This window comes from Streptomyces akebiae (assembly GCF_019599145.1).
GTDB lineage: Bacteria > Actinomycetota > Actinomycetes > Streptomycetales > Streptomycetaceae > Streptomyces > Streptomyces akebiae.
Window position 1 is genome coordinate 3,383,580 of record NZ_CP080647.1, and the last position, 15,723, is coordinate 3,399,302.

At 70.0% G+C, this 15,723-nt stretch carries 13 protein-coding genes; 8 read left to right on the plus strand and 5 right to left on the minus strand.

From position 1 onward, the window contains the following. Positions 1–84: 84 nt before the first annotated feature. The 5 genes from K1J60_RS14390 (at position 85) to K1J60_RS14410 (ending at position 7,542) form a co-directional block, all read left to right on the plus strand. Positions 85–765, plus strand: a complete 681-nt coding sequence (locus K1J60_RS14390; protein ID WP_220646569.1) for a spermine/spermidine synthase domain-containing protein — start codon at positions 85–87, stop codon at positions 763–765. Between the two features lie 131 nt (positions 766–896). Further along, positions 897–1,634, plus strand: a complete 738-nt coding sequence (locus K1J60_RS14395; RefSeq protein ID WP_033526582.1) for a response regulator transcription factor — start codon at positions 897–899, stop codon at positions 1,632–1,634. Between the two features lie 65 nt (positions 1,635–1,699). After that, entirely contained in the window at positions 1,700–2,854 is a 1,155-nt protein-coding gene (locus tag K1J60_RS14400) for a HAMP domain-containing sensor histidine kinase (protein WP_259407727.1), read from the plus strand. A gap of 619 nt (positions 2,855–3,473) precedes the next feature. Beyond that, positions 3,474–7,274 carry a multifunctional oxoglutarate decarboxylase/oxoglutarate dehydrogenase thiamine pyrophosphate-binding subunit/dihydrolipoyllysine-residue succinyltransferase subunit gene (locus tag K1J60_RS14405; protein ID WP_220646570.1) on the plus strand — a complete coding sequence of 1,267 codons (3,801 nt, stop codon included), beginning with the start codon at positions 3,474–3,476 and terminating at the stop codon, positions 7,272–7,274. 85 nt (positions 7,275–7,359) lie between these two features. Next, positions 7,360–7,542 carry a DUF6104 family protein gene (locus tag K1J60_RS14410; protein ID WP_003961784.1) on the plus strand — a complete coding sequence of 61 codons (183 nt, stop codon included), beginning with the start codon at positions 7,360–7,362 and terminating at the stop codon, positions 7,540–7,542. Positions 7,543–7,569: 27 nt separating this feature from the next. Here K1J60_RS14410 and K1J60_RS14415 read toward each other — a convergent pair whose 3' ends face one another. Beyond that, positions 7,570–8,421: a hypothetical protein gene (locus K1J60_RS14415; RefSeq protein WP_220646571.1), complete on the minus strand. Its 852-nt coding sequence runs from the start codon at positions 8,419–8,421 to the stop codon at positions 7,570–7,572. Between the two features lie 159 nt (positions 8,422–8,580). On the opposite strand from K1J60_RS14415, the gene K1J60_RS14420 reads away from it, so the two are divergent. Beyond that, a complete protein-coding gene (locus tag K1J60_RS14420; protein ID WP_220646572.1) occupies positions 8,581–9,492 on the plus strand; it encodes a DUF4097 family beta strand repeat-containing protein in 912 nt (303 codons plus the stop codon). Between the two features lies 1 nt (position 9,493). Continuing rightward, positions 9,494–10,606: a PadR family transcriptional regulator gene (locus K1J60_RS14425; RefSeq protein ID WP_220646573.1), complete on the plus strand. Its 1,113-nt coding sequence runs from the start codon at positions 9,494–9,496 to the stop codon at positions 10,604–10,606. A gap of 52 nt (positions 10,607–10,658) precedes the next feature. Here the strand turns inward: K1J60_RS14425 and K1J60_RS14430 are convergent, their stop codons facing one another. The 4 genes from K1J60_RS14430 to K1J60_RS14445 all read right to left on the minus strand — a co-directional run bounded on the left by K1J60_RS14430 (position 10,659) and on the right by K1J60_RS14445 (position 14,129). Further along, the gene (locus K1J60_RS14430) at positions 10,659–11,270 is read right to left on the minus strand and encodes a Clp protease N-terminal domain-containing protein (RefSeq protein WP_220646574.1); all 612 of its coding nucleotides are present in this window, start codon (positions 11,268–11,270) and stop codon (positions 10,659–10,661) included. Then, complete coding sequence (locus K1J60_RS14435; protein ID WP_220646575.1) at positions 11,270–11,479, minus strand: helix-turn-helix domain-containing protein; 210 nt, start codon at positions 11,477–11,479, stop codon at positions 11,270–11,272. The genes K1J60_RS14430 and K1J60_RS14435 overlap by 1 nt, the downstream gene beginning before the upstream one ends. A gap of 99 nt (positions 11,480–11,578) precedes the next feature. Beyond that, on the minus strand, positions 11,579–12,544 hold the full coding sequence (locus tag K1J60_RS14440; RefSeq protein ID WP_220646576.1) for a zinc-binding dehydrogenase: 966 nt from the start codon (positions 12,542–12,544) through the stop codon (positions 11,579–11,581). A gap of 343 nt (positions 12,545–12,887) precedes the next feature. Beyond that, positions 12,888–14,129: an NAD(P)-dependent malic enzyme gene (locus tag K1J60_RS14445; protein ID WP_184899317.1), complete on the minus strand. Its 1,242-nt coding sequence runs from the start codon at positions 14,127–14,129 to the stop codon at positions 12,888–12,890. Positions 14,130–14,738: 609 nt separating this feature from the next. Here K1J60_RS14445 and K1J60_RS14450 point away from each other — a divergent pair. After that, on the plus strand, positions 14,739–15,701 hold the full coding sequence (locus K1J60_RS14450; RefSeq protein ID WP_220646577.1) for an ABC transporter substrate-binding protein: 963 nt from the start codon (positions 14,739–14,741) through the stop codon (positions 15,699–15,701). Positions 15,702–15,723: the final 22 nt, after the last annotated feature.

The following is a 15,723-nucleotide window of genomic DNA, read 5'->3' on the forward strand; positions in this document are numbered from 1 at the left end:
CGATCGAGCCACTTCGCCTCCGGGACGTCGCAGGGCCGTCGTAATTCGGCTGCCCCCGTGCCCGGGGCACGCAAGGATGGGCGCATGCCCATCACCGACACCGACGAACCCGTGGTCATCGACCGGCACGAGGGCCCCTACGGCGAGGTCGTGCTGCGACGGCACGGAGAGCTGTTGCAGATCATCGCCAACGGGTGCTTCCTCATGGACACCTCGGACGGCCGTTCGGAGCGGCTGCTGGTCGACGTCGCTCTCTCCGCGCTGACGGATCGTTCTCGGCCAAGTGTGCTCATCGGCGGTCTGGGCGTCGGCTTCTCGCTCGCCCAGGCCGCCGCGGATCCGCGCTGGGGGCCGATCACAGTTGTCGAACGCGAACCCTCCGTCATCGCGTGGCACCGCACCGGACCGCTGGCCGAGGTGTCCGCCGGAGCGCTCGCGGACCCCCGTACGGAGATCGTGGAAGCCGATCTCGTCACGTACGTCAATGAGACATCCGCCACGTTCGACGCGCTCTGCCTGGACATCGACAACGGGCCGGACTGGACCGTCTCCGAGAGCAACGACAGCCTCTACTCGCCGACCGGACTGGCAAGCTGCGCAAGGGTGTTGAGGCCAGGTGGGGTGCTTGCCGTGTGGTCGGCGCGGCCATCTGCGGAATTCGAGGAAACCTTGGGGAATGCCGGGTTCCAACAGGTGCGTACCGAAGAGATCCCGGTTGCCCGAGGAGTTCCGGACGTGGTGCACCTCGCGGTCCGACCTGGATAGCCCTGGTGCGGTGACTGCCCGTACCCTGCTTGCCTGACGCCGATCATTCAAGCGTCAATCGCAGTCATGCGCAGCCATGCGTAGTCAAGGGATCACCCCACGGATTCCGGAAAGCAACACAGGGGCGGGCGATGGAGCAGACACACACCACCCACAACAACACCACGGCGACGCCGGGCGCACAGCGCCGGGTCCTCGTGGTCGAGGACGACCCGACGATCGTCGACGCCATCGCGGCCCGCCTGCGCGCCGAGGGTTTCGTCGTCCAGACCGCGTCCGACGGACCGGCCGCGGTGGACACCGCGGAGGCCTGGCAGCCCGACCTGTTGATCCTCGACATCATGCTGCCCGGCTTCGACGGCCTGGAGGTGTGCAGGCGTGTCCAGGCCCAGCGGCCCGTCCCCGTGCTGATGCTCACCGCCCGGGACGACGAGACGGACATGCTGGTCGGGCTCGGCGTCGGCGCCGACGACTACATGACCAAGCCGTTCTCCATGCGGGAACTGGCCGCGCGCGTGCACGTCCTGCTGCGCCGGGTGGAGCGGGCCGCGCTGGCCGCCACCACGCCGCGCTCGGGCATCCTGCGCCTCGGCGAACTGGAGATCGACCACGCGCAGCGCCGCGTCCGCGTGCGCAGCGAGGACGTGCACCTCACGCCCACCGAGTTCGACCTGCTCGTATGTCTCGCGAACACCCCACGTGCCGTACTCTCGCGCGAGCAGCTGCTCGCCGAGGTGTGGGACTGGGCGGACGCGTCCGGGACGCGGACCGTGGACAGCCACATCAAGGCGCTGCGGCGGAAGATCGGCGCGGAGCGGATCCGCACGGTGCACGGTGTGGGGTACGCCCTGGAGACCCCGACTCCCTGACCCCGTGCCCGCACCGCGTGCGCGGGGCATACGCAGGCACGTAGGCGCAAGGGGCTGGTGGCGTGATGAGCGGAGTCGGTGACCCGAGGTCCCGGAACCGGGGTCCCGGTGGCGCGCAGTCGCGGAAGGGCGCGAGCCCGCTCGGCGGCGTGCGCCCCTTCTCGATCAAGACGAAGCTGGGCGCGCTCGTCGTCATCTCGGTGCTGATCACCACCGGTCTGTCGATGATCGCGGTGCACACCAAGACGGAGCTGCGCTTCATCACGGTGTTCTCGATGATCGCCACACTCCTGATAACGCAGTTCGTGGCGCATTCGCTCACCGCGCCGCTGGACGAGATGAACGCGGTCGCCCGGTCCATCTCGCGCGGCGACTACACCCGCCGGGTCAGTGAGAACCGCCGGGACGAGCTGGGCGACCTCGCCCACACGATCAATCTCATGGCGGACGAGCTGGAGGCCCAGGACCGTCAGCGCAAGGAGCTCGTGGCGAACGTCTCCCACGAGCTCCGCACGCCCATCGCCGGCCTGCGCGCGGTCCTGGAGAACATCGTCGACGGCGTCACCCAGGCCGACCCCGAGACGATGCGCACGGCCCTGAAGCAGACGGAGCGCCTGGGGCGGCTGGTGGAGACCCTGCTGGACCTGTCCCGCCTGGACAACGGCGTCGTCCCGCTGCGCCGCCGCCGCTTCGAGGTCTGGCCGTACCTCTCGGGCGTCCTCAAGGAGGCCCAGATGGTCTCCTCGGCCCGCGGCGGCGTCGCCTCGGACTCGGGCAAGCACACGCGTACGGACGTGCACCTGCACCTGGACGTACACCCGCCGGAGCTCACCGCGAACGCCGACCCGGAGCGCATCCACCAGGTCGTGGCCAATCTCATCGACAACGCGGTCAAGCACAGCCCGGCGCACGGCCGCGTGACGGTGAAGGCCCGGCGCGGCCCCACCACCGAGTCGCTGGAGCTGGAGGTCCTGGACGAGGGCCCCGGCATCCCCGAATCCGAGTGGCACCGCGTCTTCGAACGCTTCAACCGGGGCGCCGTCAGCTCCCCCCACGGCCCCGGCAGCGACGGCGGCACCGGCCTCGGCCTCGCCATCGCCCGCTGGGCGGTCGACCTCCACGGCGGCCGCATCGGAGTGGCCGAGTCCCCGAAGGGCTGCCGCATCCAGGTGGTCCTCCCGGGGGTACCCGCGAAACCCCAGGGAAGCGCGGGCGTCTAGAACGAGGGGCCGCGGCCGCCAAGGCCGCCGGCGTTCCTGGCCCGGGAAGCCGCAGGCTTCCAGGGGCGCGGGGAACTGCGCGAGCAACCCCCACATACCCGCACCCGACCACATACCCCCCAGACCCCCACACACCCCGGCGGGGGTCTGGGGGCGGAGCCCCCAGGAACAGGGTGGGACGGGTAGGGGCGGCGGGGCGGCGGGGGCGGAAAAATCCCGCGATACCCACATCCGAACTGGCTGAATCCCCCCGTCATTGCCAGATTTCGCTCATCCTCCCGGGGCTTACTTCTCTCCCAAGTTGACGTAAAGTTCGAACCGGAGCCACAAGATCCATGGCAGATCCGCCCAGCCGGACACGTGTGATCAGGTGCGTTCGAGCAGAGGGCCGCGTGCACATCGCCGCAGGCCCCGCCCGACGCATGCCCGGCACCTGCCCCCCACACCCGTTCCAGACCGGAACCACGCTTGTTTCCCGCCATTTCCGCCACCGAAACACGCATTCCGATGTGACTTACGCGACGAAGAGCGGGCTCGACCTGACCTTCCCGGCCACAGGGGCGTAGCCTTTATTCCCGCTGTCCATCACCTTGTGAAGCGGAAGAGGGCGGTTGCCGCCGTGTCGCCACAGTCCCCCAGTAACTCGAGCATCTCGACCGACTCAGACCAAGCGGGTAAGAACCCCGCAGCGGCCTTCGGTCCGAACGAGTGGCTCGTCGACGAGATCTATCAGCAGTACCTCCAGGATCCGAATTCGGTAGACCGAGCCTGGTGGGACTTCTTCGCCGACTACAAGCCAGGCGCCGCTGCCGCCTCGGCTCCGGCGAGTTCTGCGGCCACGGGGGCCGCAGCGACCACCACACCGGCGGCCCCCGCCGCCCCGGCCCAGGCCGCACCCGCCGCCCCGGCCGCACCCGCCCCGGCTGCCCCGGCTGCCCCGAAGCCCGCCGCCGCGCCGGCCCCCGCGAAGCCCGCGGCTGCCGCGCCCGCGCCGGCCAAGCCCGCGGCGGCCGCCCCGGCGAAGCAGGCCGCGCCCGCCGCTGCCGCCGCCGAGGGCCCGGAGCTGATCACCCTGCGCGGCCCCGCCGCCGCCGTGGCGAAGAACATGAACGCCTCGCTGGAACTGCCCACGGCCACGTCCGTGCGCGCCGTCCCGGTGAAGCTGCTGTTCGACAACCGCATCGTCATCAACAACCACCTGAAGCGGGCCCGGGGCGGGAAGATCTCCTTCACGCACCTGATCGGCTACGCGATGGTGCAGGCCATCAAGACGATGCCGTCGATGAACTGGCACTACGCGGAGAAGGACGGGAAGCCCACCCTCGTCAAGCCGCCGCACGTCAACTTCGGCCTCGCCATCGACCTGGTGAAGCCCAACGGCGACCGCCAGCTGGTCGTCGCGGGCATCAAGAAGGCCGAGACGCTGAACTTCTTCGAGTTCTGGCAGGCCTACGAGGACATCGTCCGCCGCGCTCGTGACGGCAAGCTGACGATGGACGACTTCACCGGTGTCACGGTCTCCCTGACCAACCCCGGCGGCCTCGGCACCGTCCACTCGGTCCCGCGCCTGATGCCCGGTCAGTCGGTCATCATGGGCGTCGGCTCCATGGACTACCCGGCCGAGTTCCAGGGCACGTCCCAGGACACCCTGAACAAGCTGGGCATCTCGAAGGTCATGACCCTGACCTCGACGTACGACCACCGGGTCATCCAGGGCGCCGCCTCCGGCGAGTTCCTGCGGATCGTCGCGAACTTCCTCCTCGGCGAGGGCGGCTTCTACGACGACATCTTCGAGGCCCTGCGCATCCCCTACGAGCCGGTCCGCTGGCTCAAGGACATCGACGCGTCGCACGACGACGACGTCACCAAGGCCGCGCGTGTCTTCGAGCTGATCCACTCCTACCGGGTCCGCGGCCACGTCATGGCCGACACCGACCCGCTGGAGTACCGCCAGCGCAAGCACCCCGACCTGGACATCACCGAGCACGGGCTCACCCTGTGGGACCTGGAGCGCGAGTTCGCGGTCGGCGGCTTCTCGGGCAAGTCCCTGATGAAGCTCCGCGACATCCTCGGCGTCCTGCGCGACTCGTACTGCCGCACGACCGGCGTCGAGTTCATGCACATCCAGGACCCCAAGCAGCGCCGCTGGATCCAGGACCGCATCGAGCGCCCGCACACCAAGCCGGAGCGCGAGGAGCAGCTGCGCATCCTGCGCCGGCTGAACGCGGCGGAGGCCTTCGAGACCTTCCTGCAGACCAAGTACGTCGGCCAGAAGCGCTTCTCGCTCGAAGGCGGCGAGTCGGTCATCCCGCTGCTCGACGCGGTCATCGACAGCGCTGCGGAGTCCCGCCTCGACGAGGTCGTCATCGGCATGGCCCACCGCGGCCGGCTGAACGTCCTCGCGAACATCGTCGGCAAGTCGTACGCGCAGATCTTCCGCGAGTTCGAGGGCAACCTCGACCCGAAGTCGATGCACGGCTCCGGCGACGTGAAGTACCACCTGGGCGCCGAGGGCACCTTCACGGGTCTCGACGGCGAGCAGATCAAGGTCAGCCTGGTCGCGAACCCCTCGCACCTGGAGGCCGTGGACCCGGTCCTGGAGGGCGTCGCGCGCGCCAAGCAGGACATCATCAACAAGGGCGGCACGGACTTCACGGTCCTGCCGGTGGCCCTCCACGGCGACGCGGCCTTCGCGGGCCAGGGCGTGGTGGCCGAGACCCTGAACATGTCGCAGTTGCGCGGCTACCGCACCGGCGGCACGGTCCACATCGTCATCAACAACCAGGTCGGCTTCACGGCGGCTCCGGAGTCGTCGCGTTCCTCGATGTACGCCACCGACGTGGCCCGCATGATCGAGGCGCCGATCTTCCACGTGAACGGCGACGACCCGGAGGCCGTGGTCCGCGTCGCGCGGCTGGCCTTCGAGTTCCGTCAGGCGTTCAACAAGGACGTGGTGATCGACCTCATCTGCTACCGCCGCCGCGGTCACAACGAGTCGGACAACCCGGCCTTCACCCAGCCGCTGATGTACGACCTGATCGACAAGAAGCGCTCGGTGCGCAAGCTCTACACCGAGTCCCTCATCGGTCGCGGCGACATCACCCTGGAAGAGGCCGAGCAGGCGCTGCAGGACTACCAGGGCCAGCTGGAGAAGGTCTTCACGGAGGTCCGCGAGGCCACCTCGCAGTCGACGCCCGGCGAGGTCCACGACCCGCAGGACGGCTTCCCGGTCGCGGTGAACACCGCGATCACGGCGGAGACCGTCAAGCGGATCGCCGAGTCCCAGGTCAACGTCCCGGACCACATCACCGCCCACCCGCGTCTGCTGCCGCAGCTGCAGCGCCGGGCGGCCATGGTCGAGGACGGCACGATCGACTGGGGCATGGGTGAGACCCTGGCGGTCGGCTCCCTCCTCCTGGAGGGCACCCCGGTGCGCCTGGCCGGCCAGGACTCGCAGCGCGGCACCTTCGGCCAGCGTCACGCGGTGATCATCGACCGCGAGACGGGCGAGGAGTTCACTCCGCTGATGTACCTCTCCGAGGACCAGGCGCGGCTGAACGTCTACAACTCCCTGCTCTCCGAGTACGCGGCGATGGGCTTCGAGTACGGCTACTCGCTCGCCCGTCCCGAGTCCCTGGTGATGTGGGAGGCCCAGTTCGGCGACTTCGTCAACGGCGCCCAGACGGTCGTGGACGAGTTCATCTCGTCGGCGGAGCAGAAGTGGGGCCAGACGTCCGGCGTCACCCTGCTCCTCCCGCACGGTTACGAGGGCCAGGGCCCGGACCACTCGTCCGCCCGCCCGGAGCGCTTCCTCCAGATGTGCGCGCAGAACAACATGACGGTCGCCATGCCGACCTCGCCGTCGAACTACTTCCACCTCCTGCGGTGGCAGGTGCACAACCCGCACCACAAGCCGCTGGTCGTCTTCACCCCGAAGTCGATGCTGCGCCTGAAGGCCGCCGCGTCGAAGGCGGAGGAGTTCACGAGCGGCGGGTTCCGCCCGGTCATCGGCGACAGCTCGGTCGACCCGAACGCGGTCAAGAAGGTCGTCTTCTGCGCCGGCAAGGTCTACTACGACCTGGAGGCCGAGCGTCAGAAGCGCGGCGTCACGGACACCGCGATCATCCGCATCGAGCGCCTCTACCCCCTGCCCGGGGCCGAGGTCCAGGCGGAGGTCAACAAGTACCCGAACGCCGAGAAGTACCTGTGGGCCCAGGAAGAGCCGGCGAACCAGGGCGCCTGGCCCTTCATCGCCCTCAACCTGATCGACCACCTCGACCTCGCGGTCGGCGCGGACGTCCCCCACGGCGAGCGCCTGCGGCGCATCTCCCGCCCGCACGGGTCCTCCCCGGCGGTCGGCTCGGCGAAGCGCCACCAGGCCGAGCAGGAGCAGTTGGTGCGTGAGGTGTTCGAGGCGTAACAGCACTCGAAGGCCGCACGCCACCGGGCCGCACCCCCTCGCCGGGGGTGCGGCCCGGCCGTTTTTCCGCACTTATCCTTGACCCATGTACTTCACGGACCGTGGCATCGAGGAACTGGAGAAGCGGCGTGGCGAGGAGGAGGTCACCTTCGAGTGGCTCGCCGAGCAGCTGCGGACGTTCGTGGATCTGAATCCGGACTTCGAGGTGCCGGTGGAGCGGCTGGCCACGTGGCTGGCGCGGCTGGACGACGAGGACGAGGACGAGTAGCCGTTCCTCCGGCGGGAGCGACCGGGCTCAGTCACGCGGATGGGCCAGGTCGTAGAGCAGGCCGAGGGTGCCGTGGGCGATCAGGAGGCCGCCGGCGACGAGCCAACCGGGACTGCGGCGGAGGAGCCCCCAGCCGGTCAGCGGGAGTCCCGCGAGGAGTTGGGCGGTGGCCAGGGCGCGCGCTCTGGGGGTGCCCGCCCACGGCAGCCACGGGCCCAGGCGGTCCCGTTCGAGGGCGTCGAGTTCCGTGCGGACGGCCCCGCGCCAGCCCGTCCACTCGATGCGCTGGACACCGGGCTGGACCCGGGCGACCTCACGGAGCCGGTCGGCGGGTTCGCCCGGGGTGAGGCCCGCGGGGAGCGACACTCCGGCGCGGGCGAGGACGGCGAGCAGCCCCAGCAGGCGGGCGCGGGCGTCGGCGGCCGGGTCGGGCTCGGTGAGGTGGTCCAGGGCCTGCGCGTCCAGGACCGCATCCAACCCCAGGCGGGCGGCGAAGGTACGCATCGCCTCGCCCTCACCCGCGGGGGTGCCGTTCGCGAGCCATACGTAGCCGACGGTGCGGCGGAATCCGGCGGCGAGGGTGTACCCGCCGCGGTCGGCGTCCCACCAGAGGGCGAGTACGGGCCACGAGACGCCGACGGCGAGGGCGGTCGCCCAGCCGGTGAGGACCCGGTCGACCAGCTCCCCGCCGTGCGACCAGGGCTTTCCCTCCGGAACGAGCGCCGTCCACTCCGTACCGGCCGGGACGAGCAGCATGCGTTCGCGCAGCAGCTGGGCGACGGGGGCGACGGAGTCGGGATCCGCCCGGCAGAGCAGCAGCGCGCCGGGGGAAGGGGCGGGCCGGTGGTAACGGGATCCCTGGGAGTGTTCCGTCGACATGCCCCCACGCTAGGCCGATTTGCCCAGGAATATCCCTGCGGGATCACCAGAACGGGTGCCTTGACTTTCCCTGACCGCGATATATCGTGAATTACGTGAGACGCGATAGTGCGCGATGGAGTGTTCTGTCGTGCCGGGTCTGCCGAGGAGGTCAGCACCATGTCCGAGTGGTCCGTCGCCGAGCCGCGAAAGCTCACGTTCGACGAGCCGGTGACGGCACTGCGTGTGCGCGTCGTCAACGGAACGGTGAACGTCATGGGCACCGACGAGGGTTCCGCCCGTCTGGAGGTGGCCGACGTCGAGGGCCCACCGCTGACGGTGACACAGAAGGACGGCACACTGACCGTGGCCTACGACGACCTGCCCTGGGCGGGCTTTCTGAAGTGGCTCGATCGCAAGGGCCGGCGTCGCAACGTACTGGTGTCGCTCGCCGTCCCTACGGGCACCCGGGTCGAGGTGGGCGTGGTGGGGGCCACGGCCGTCGTGTCCGGGCTGGGCGGGCGCACGGAGGTGAAGGGCGTCTCGGGCGACACCACGCTGGTCGGTCTGTCGGGGCCGGTGCGCGCCACGACGGTCTCGGGGAGCGTGGAGGCTCAGGCCCTCACGGGCGATCTACGGCTCAGTTCCGTCTCCGGGGACCTGACCGTCATAGAGGGCTCCTGCCCCACCGTGAAGGCCGACTCGGTGAGCGGCGCCATCATCCTCGACCTCGACTCCACGGGCGGCCCCACCGACATCGGCCTCACCAGTGTCTCCGGCGAGATCGCCATCCGCCTCCCTCACCCCGCCGACGCCGAGGTGGAGGCCAACACGGCCAGCGGCACCATCTCCAACGCCTTCGACGACCTCCGCGTCAGCGGCCCCTGGGGCGCCCACAAGGTCACCGGCCGCCTCGGCACGGGCAGCGGCCGCCTCAAGGCCACGACGGTCTCCGGATCCATCGCCCTCCTCCGCAGGCCACCGGCGGAGGACGAGCCGTGGGACGACCTCGACGCCCCCGAGACCGACGGCACGGCCGCTGACGCGACCGACGGCACGACCTCTCGCACGACCGACAAGAAGGTGCTCTGACATGCCTCCCGTCTTCGCCCACGGCCGCCTGCGGCTGTATCTGCTGAAGCTGCTCGACGAGGCGCCGCGCCACGGCTACGAGGTGATCCGACTGCTGGAGGAACGCTTCCAGGGCCTGTACGCGCCCTCGGCCGGCACCGTCTACCCCCGCCTGGCCAAGCTGGAGGCCGAGGGCCTGGTCACCCACACCACCGAGGGCGGCCGCAAGGTGTACGCGATCACCGACGCGGGCCGCGCCGAACTGGCCGACCGCAGGGGAGAGTTGGCCGACCTGGAACTGGAGATCCGTGAGTCGGTCGCGGAGCTGGCCGCCGAGATCCGGGCCGACGTCCGGGGCGCGGCGGGCGACCTGCGCCGTGAGATGCGGGCGGCGGCCTCCGAGGCCCGCAGGGGCGGCGGGGAAGGTGCTCCGCCCGGGGAGTCCGGGGAGTACGCCGACAACGAGTCCTGGCGGGCGGCGAAGGAGGAGATGCGCCGCGTCAAGCAGGAATGGAAGGAGCAGGCCCGCCGCGCGAAGGACGAGAGCCGCCGGGCCCGGGAGGAGGCCCAGCGCGCCCGCCGCCAGGCCAAGGAGGCTCAGGAGCACGCCCGCACCCAGGCCCAGGAGGAGTTGCAGCGCATCGCCAAGCGGGTCCAGGACCACGTGCAGGACCACTTCACACGGGGCGACTGGCCGACGGGGGTACGCGAGGGCCTGACCGAGCTGGCCAAGGAGTTCGGCGAGTTCGGGAAGGACTTCGGAAAGGAGTTCGGCAAGGACTTCGGCTTCGGACGGACGGGTGCGGAGTCCGGCTCGGAAGCGGCCGGCGCAGCGGGCGGTGCGGGGACCGGGACGACCTCGGCCACGGGGACCGGGACGACCAGCGGCGGGGTGCCCGAGTACTCGACCACTCCCGAGGACTTCCCGGCCGACTACGAGCCCGCCTGGGTGCACGAGACGCCCACCGGCGATCCGTCCCGCGACCTCGACCGCCTCCTGGACCGCTTCCGCGACGACATCCGCGACGCGGCCCGCGACCACGGCGTGACAGAGGACCAGCTCCGTGACGCCCGCCGCCACCTGTCGACAGCGGCGGCGCACATCGGGGTGATACTGCGAGCGCCCAAGGGATGAACCCGCGCGACGCTCGGAGAACCCGCCGCGGAGCGCCTCACGCCCTCCCCGCTCAGCCCGCCTCGGCCTCCCCCACCCCGTAGAGAACCCGCTCCAGCGCCTCGTACGTCACCCCGTGGTCCGCGAGGACCTCGGCCGGGACCCCAGGGCGGATGGTGAGGGCGAGGAGGATGTGCTCGTCGCCGATGACGAGGGTTCCCCCACGCGAGCGGATTCGAGCGTGGGGGAGGTCGCGGTGGGCGTGGGCGGTGCGGAGGGAGCGGGTGAGGACGTCCTTGGCATCGCGGGTGAAGGGACGACGCCCCGACGGCCGACGCCGCCGTCGGCCCTCCCCACCCGAGTCCAACGCCCCTGTCCCATGGGCCTCTTCGACGCGGGAGACGATCTTCGAGAGGTCGATGCCGAGACCCGAGAGCGCGTCCGTGTCCGCCCGGGAGAGGCCACCCCGGCGTCGGGCCTCGGCGAGGGCACGCTCGACGGAGTCGCGGCGTTCACCTTCGGCGAGCCCGAGCGCGCCCAGGGCGAACGAGGCACGGCTGGCCTTCCTGTCCAGCAGCGAGAGGAGCAGATGCTCCTCGGTCACCTCCCCCGCACGGGCGCGTTCGGCATGCTGGACCGCGCCCAGGACCACGGCCCGGGCATCCTTCGTGAAGCGCTCGAACATCAATGCCTCCCGTGCTTCTTGTGGACGGCCTGCCTGCTGACGCCGAGTTCCGCGGCGATCTCCTGCCACGACCAGCCCTGATTGCGCGCGCTGCGCACCTGCACCGACTCCAACTGCTCCAGCAGCCTCCGCAGTGCGGCGACGGCCCGCAGCCCGACCCGGGGGTCTCGATCGCCCGCGCGCTCGGCGAGATCCGTTGCTTCGGTCATGCTGTCAACTTACGTTGACACGACCCGGAGCGTCAACCCTGGTTGACATGACGACGGCCGACCCGGAGATCCGGGCCGGCCGTGATGACGAAGGAACCGTCAGGGGCTGGTGAGCACGATCTTGCCGAACTGGTCGCCGGCCGCGAGGCGTTCGAAGCCCTCGCGGGCACGGTCCAGGGGCAGCACCTCGTCGATGACGGGGCGGACACCGGTCGCGGCGCAGAAGGAGAGGAGGTCCTCCAGCTCATCCTTGGTCCCCATCGTGGAGCCGACGACCTTGAGTTCGAGGAAGAAGATACGGGTCAGTTCGGCGTGGGAGGGGCGGTCGCCGCTGGTGGCACCCGAGATGACGAGGCTGCCGCCGGGGCGCAGGGACTTCACCGAGTGGGACCAGGTGGCGGCGCCGACGGTCTCGATGACCGCGTCGACACGCTGCGGGAGCCGTGCCCCCGACTCCAGCGCCTCCACGGCGCCCAGCTCCAGGGCCCGCTTGCGCTTGGCCTCGTCCCGGCTGGTGGCGAAGACCCGCAGGCCTGCCGCCTTGCCGAGCACGATCGCGGCGGTGGCCACACCGCCGCCGGCGCCCTGGACGAGAACGGAGTCGCCGGGTCGTACACCGGCGTTGGTGAAGAGCATGCGGTACGCCGTCAGCCAGGCGGTGGGCAGGCAGGCGGCCTCTTCGAAGGAGAGTTCGGCGGGCTTGGGGAGGACGTTCCAGGTGGGGACGGAGACGAGTTCGGCGAAGGTGCCCTGGTAGCGCTCGGTGAGGATCGAGCGGGGTTCGTCCGGGCCGACACCGTGGCCCGTCTGGCCGATCACCGAGTGCAGGACGACCTCGTTGCCGTCCTCGTCGACGCCCGCGGCGTCGCAGCCGAGGATCATGGGCAGCTTGTCCTCCGCGAGGCCGACCCCGCGCAGGGACCACAGGTCGTGGTGGTTCAGCGAGGCGGCCTTCACCTTCACGGTCGTCCAGCCGGGCCTCGATTCCGGCGCGGGCCGGTCGCCCAACTCCAGTCCGTTGAGCGGTTGGTCACGGTCGATGCGGGCGGCGTAGGCAGCGAACATGCGCCTGACCATAGGGGGATGCCGGGAGCGATGGAACCACGGACCACTGTGACACGCGTCCCGTCCCACGTCGGCCTCAGCGCCTGACAGCTCGGGAGCACGGGTGCGTGGGCGGCTGCGGGTGAGTGGGGCTTCTCGCGCAGTCCCCCGCGCCCTGAAAAGCTCCAGGCCCGCAGGGCCTGGAGCTTTTCAGGGCGCAGCCCCGCTGTTTCCAGGAGCGCGGGGAACTGCGCGACCAGCCCCGACCGGACCCGCACCTGGGGGTCGAAGGGGCGCAGCCCCTTGAGGACGGGACGGGCAGGGGCGGCGGGGGCGAGGAAGACACCGCCACCACCCGGAGGGCTCAGCGCCGAGCCACGCCCTCCGCCCGAGCCGCCGCCGCGACCGCCGCGGTCACCGCCGGAGCGACCCGCTCGTCGAACGGCGACGGAATGACGTAGTCCGCCGCGAGATCGTCACCGACGACCGACGCCAGCGCCTCCGCCGCCGCGATCTTCATCCCCTCGGTGATCCGGGAGGCCCGCACCTGAAGGGCCCCCGCGAAGATCCCCGGGAAGGCGAGGACGTTGTTGATCTGGTTCGGGTAGTCGGAGCGCCCGGTCGCGACGACCGCCGCGTACTTGTGGGCGACGTCCGGGTGCACCTCGGGGTTGGGGTTGGCCATGGCGAAGACGAACGCGTTCTCCGCCATCGAGGCCACCGCCTCCTCCGGGACCGTACCGCCGGAGACGCCGATGAAGACGTCCGCGCCCGCGAGGGCGTCCTCCAGGGAGCCCGACAGCCCGGCCCGGTTGGTGAGTTCGGCGAGTTCCCGCTTGACCGGGGTGAGGTCTTCGCGGTCCACGGAGACGATGCCCTTGCGGTCGGCGACCGCGACGTCACCGAGGCCGGCCTCCAGCAGCATCTTGGCGATGGCCACGCCCGCCGCGCCCGCACCCGAGATCACGGCGCGCAGATCGCCGAGCCCACGGCCGGTCAGCCGGGCGGCGTTCCGCAGGGCCGCCAGCGTCACGACCGCCGTACCGTGCTGGTCGTCGTGGAAGACCGGGATGTCCAGGCGCTCCTGGAGCCGCTTCTCGATCTCGAAGCAGCGGGGCGCGGAGATGTCCTCCAGGTTCACACCGCCGAACGAGGGAGCGAGGCGGACCACGGTCTCGATGATCTCGTCGACGTCCGTGCAGGCGAGCGCGATCGGCACCGCGTCGACGCCGCCGAACTGCTTGAAGAGGATCGCCTTGCCCTCCATCACGGGGAGGGAGGCCTCGGGGCCGATGTCACCGAGGCCGAGGACCGCCGTACCGTCCGTCACGACGGCGACGACCGAGGACTTCCAGGTGTAGTCGTTGACCAGGTCCGGCTGCTCGGCGATGGCGGTGCACACCCGCGCGACGCCGGGCGTGTAGGCGAGGGACAGGTCGTCCTTGTCCCGGATCGGCACGGTGGCCTGCACGGCCATCTTGCCGCCGCGGTGCAAGGCGAAGGCGGGGTCGAAGGAGTCGAGGGAATTGAGGGGCTCCCCGCCGCCTTCCTGGCCCGTACTTCCGTCGCCGTTGTCGGTGCGAGGATTGACAATCTCCGCTGCCACTTTGTTGTACCCCTTAGGTCTGCATGGTTTGAGGGTGACCGCTCCCGGTTCGGAGGCGGGCGGGCACCGCGTAAGTCCCAGGTCACCGGTACGTACGGCGACGCCTGCGGGCTCAGACGCGACGGGCGCGCCGCACACGCGCCCTGGGCCCCGGATGAGGGGTGTAAGGAACCTTCTTACCGGACGGACGGCGCCGAGGACGAGTCCATAGGTCTTCATACCTCGAAGGTCACAACTCGAAGGTCATTTGAAGACGATCATGGTTGGTTCGACTCATCGACGGATGACAGGACAAGTCGGGCCACATCACGACAAGTTCTGTACGGCCACGTGTGCGGAGTTCGCAGCCGACCGCATCCTGAGATGCACCGAAGATCTTCCGGCCGGAAGAGGGCGATGCCGCACAAGGTCCGGTGTGATCACCTGGTCCGCAGCGGTTCGTAGGTCATTCGGGGGTCACCCGTTATCCGATTTTGACATGGCTGGTCATCTGATTGCACATGCCCGAATGGCAAGATGCCGTAATCACACGAGGTCGCCACACTCGAAGACGCGTGTTAATCGTCGACCTGTCGGCAACTCCACACCACCCCGCCGGAGGAACCCACCATGACCGCAAGCACCACCTGTCGTACGACCGGCCTGCGTTCCCGTACAGCCGCGGTCGGAGCGATCGCGGTCGCGGGCGCCCTGCTGCTCACCGGCTGCGGTGACCAGACCAAGAAGGACAACGGCTCCGACAGCGCCTCCACCAGCGCGGCACCGCTGGCGGACAAGCTGCCCGCGGCCGTGCGGGACAAGGGCGTGATCAACGTCGGTTCGGACATCGCCTACGCCCCGGTCGAGTACAAGGACGAGTCGGGCAAGGTCGTCGGCATCGACCTCGACATCGCCGCGGCGATGGGCAAGCAGCTCGGTGTGGACTTCAAGTTCCAGAACGCCACCTTCGACACCCTCATCGGTGGTCTGGCCGCCAAGCGGTACGACATCGCGATGTCGGCCATGACCGACACCAAGGACCGCCAGGAGGGCATCGACGCCGACACCGGCAAGAAGGTCGGCGCCGGCGTCGACTTCGTCGACTACTTCACCGCCGGTGTCTCGCTGTACACCAACAAGGGCGACGACCAGTCCATCAAGACCTGGGACGACCTCTGCGGCAAGACGATCGCCGTGCAGCGCAACACGTTCTCGCACGACCTCGCCAAGGATCAGGCGAAGAAGTGCAAGGACGACAAGAAGAAGGCGCTCAAGATCGAGGACTTCGCCACCAACCCCGAGGCCGAGACCCGGATGCGCTCCAAGGGCGCGGACGTCGTCTCCGCCGACTACCCGGTGGCCGCGTACTCCGTGAAGACCTCGGGCGGCGGCGACTACTTCCAGATCGTGGGCGACCAGGTCGAGGCCGGCCCCTACGGCATCGCCGTGGCGAAGGACAACACCGAGCTGCGTGACGCGCTCCAGGCCGCCGTCCAGGCCATCATCGACAACGGCGAGTACGAGAAGATCATCAAGAAGTGGGGCGTCGAGGACGGCGCCGTCACCGAAGCCAAGATCAACGGCGGCTCCTGATCACAGCGCTCCTGATCCTGGG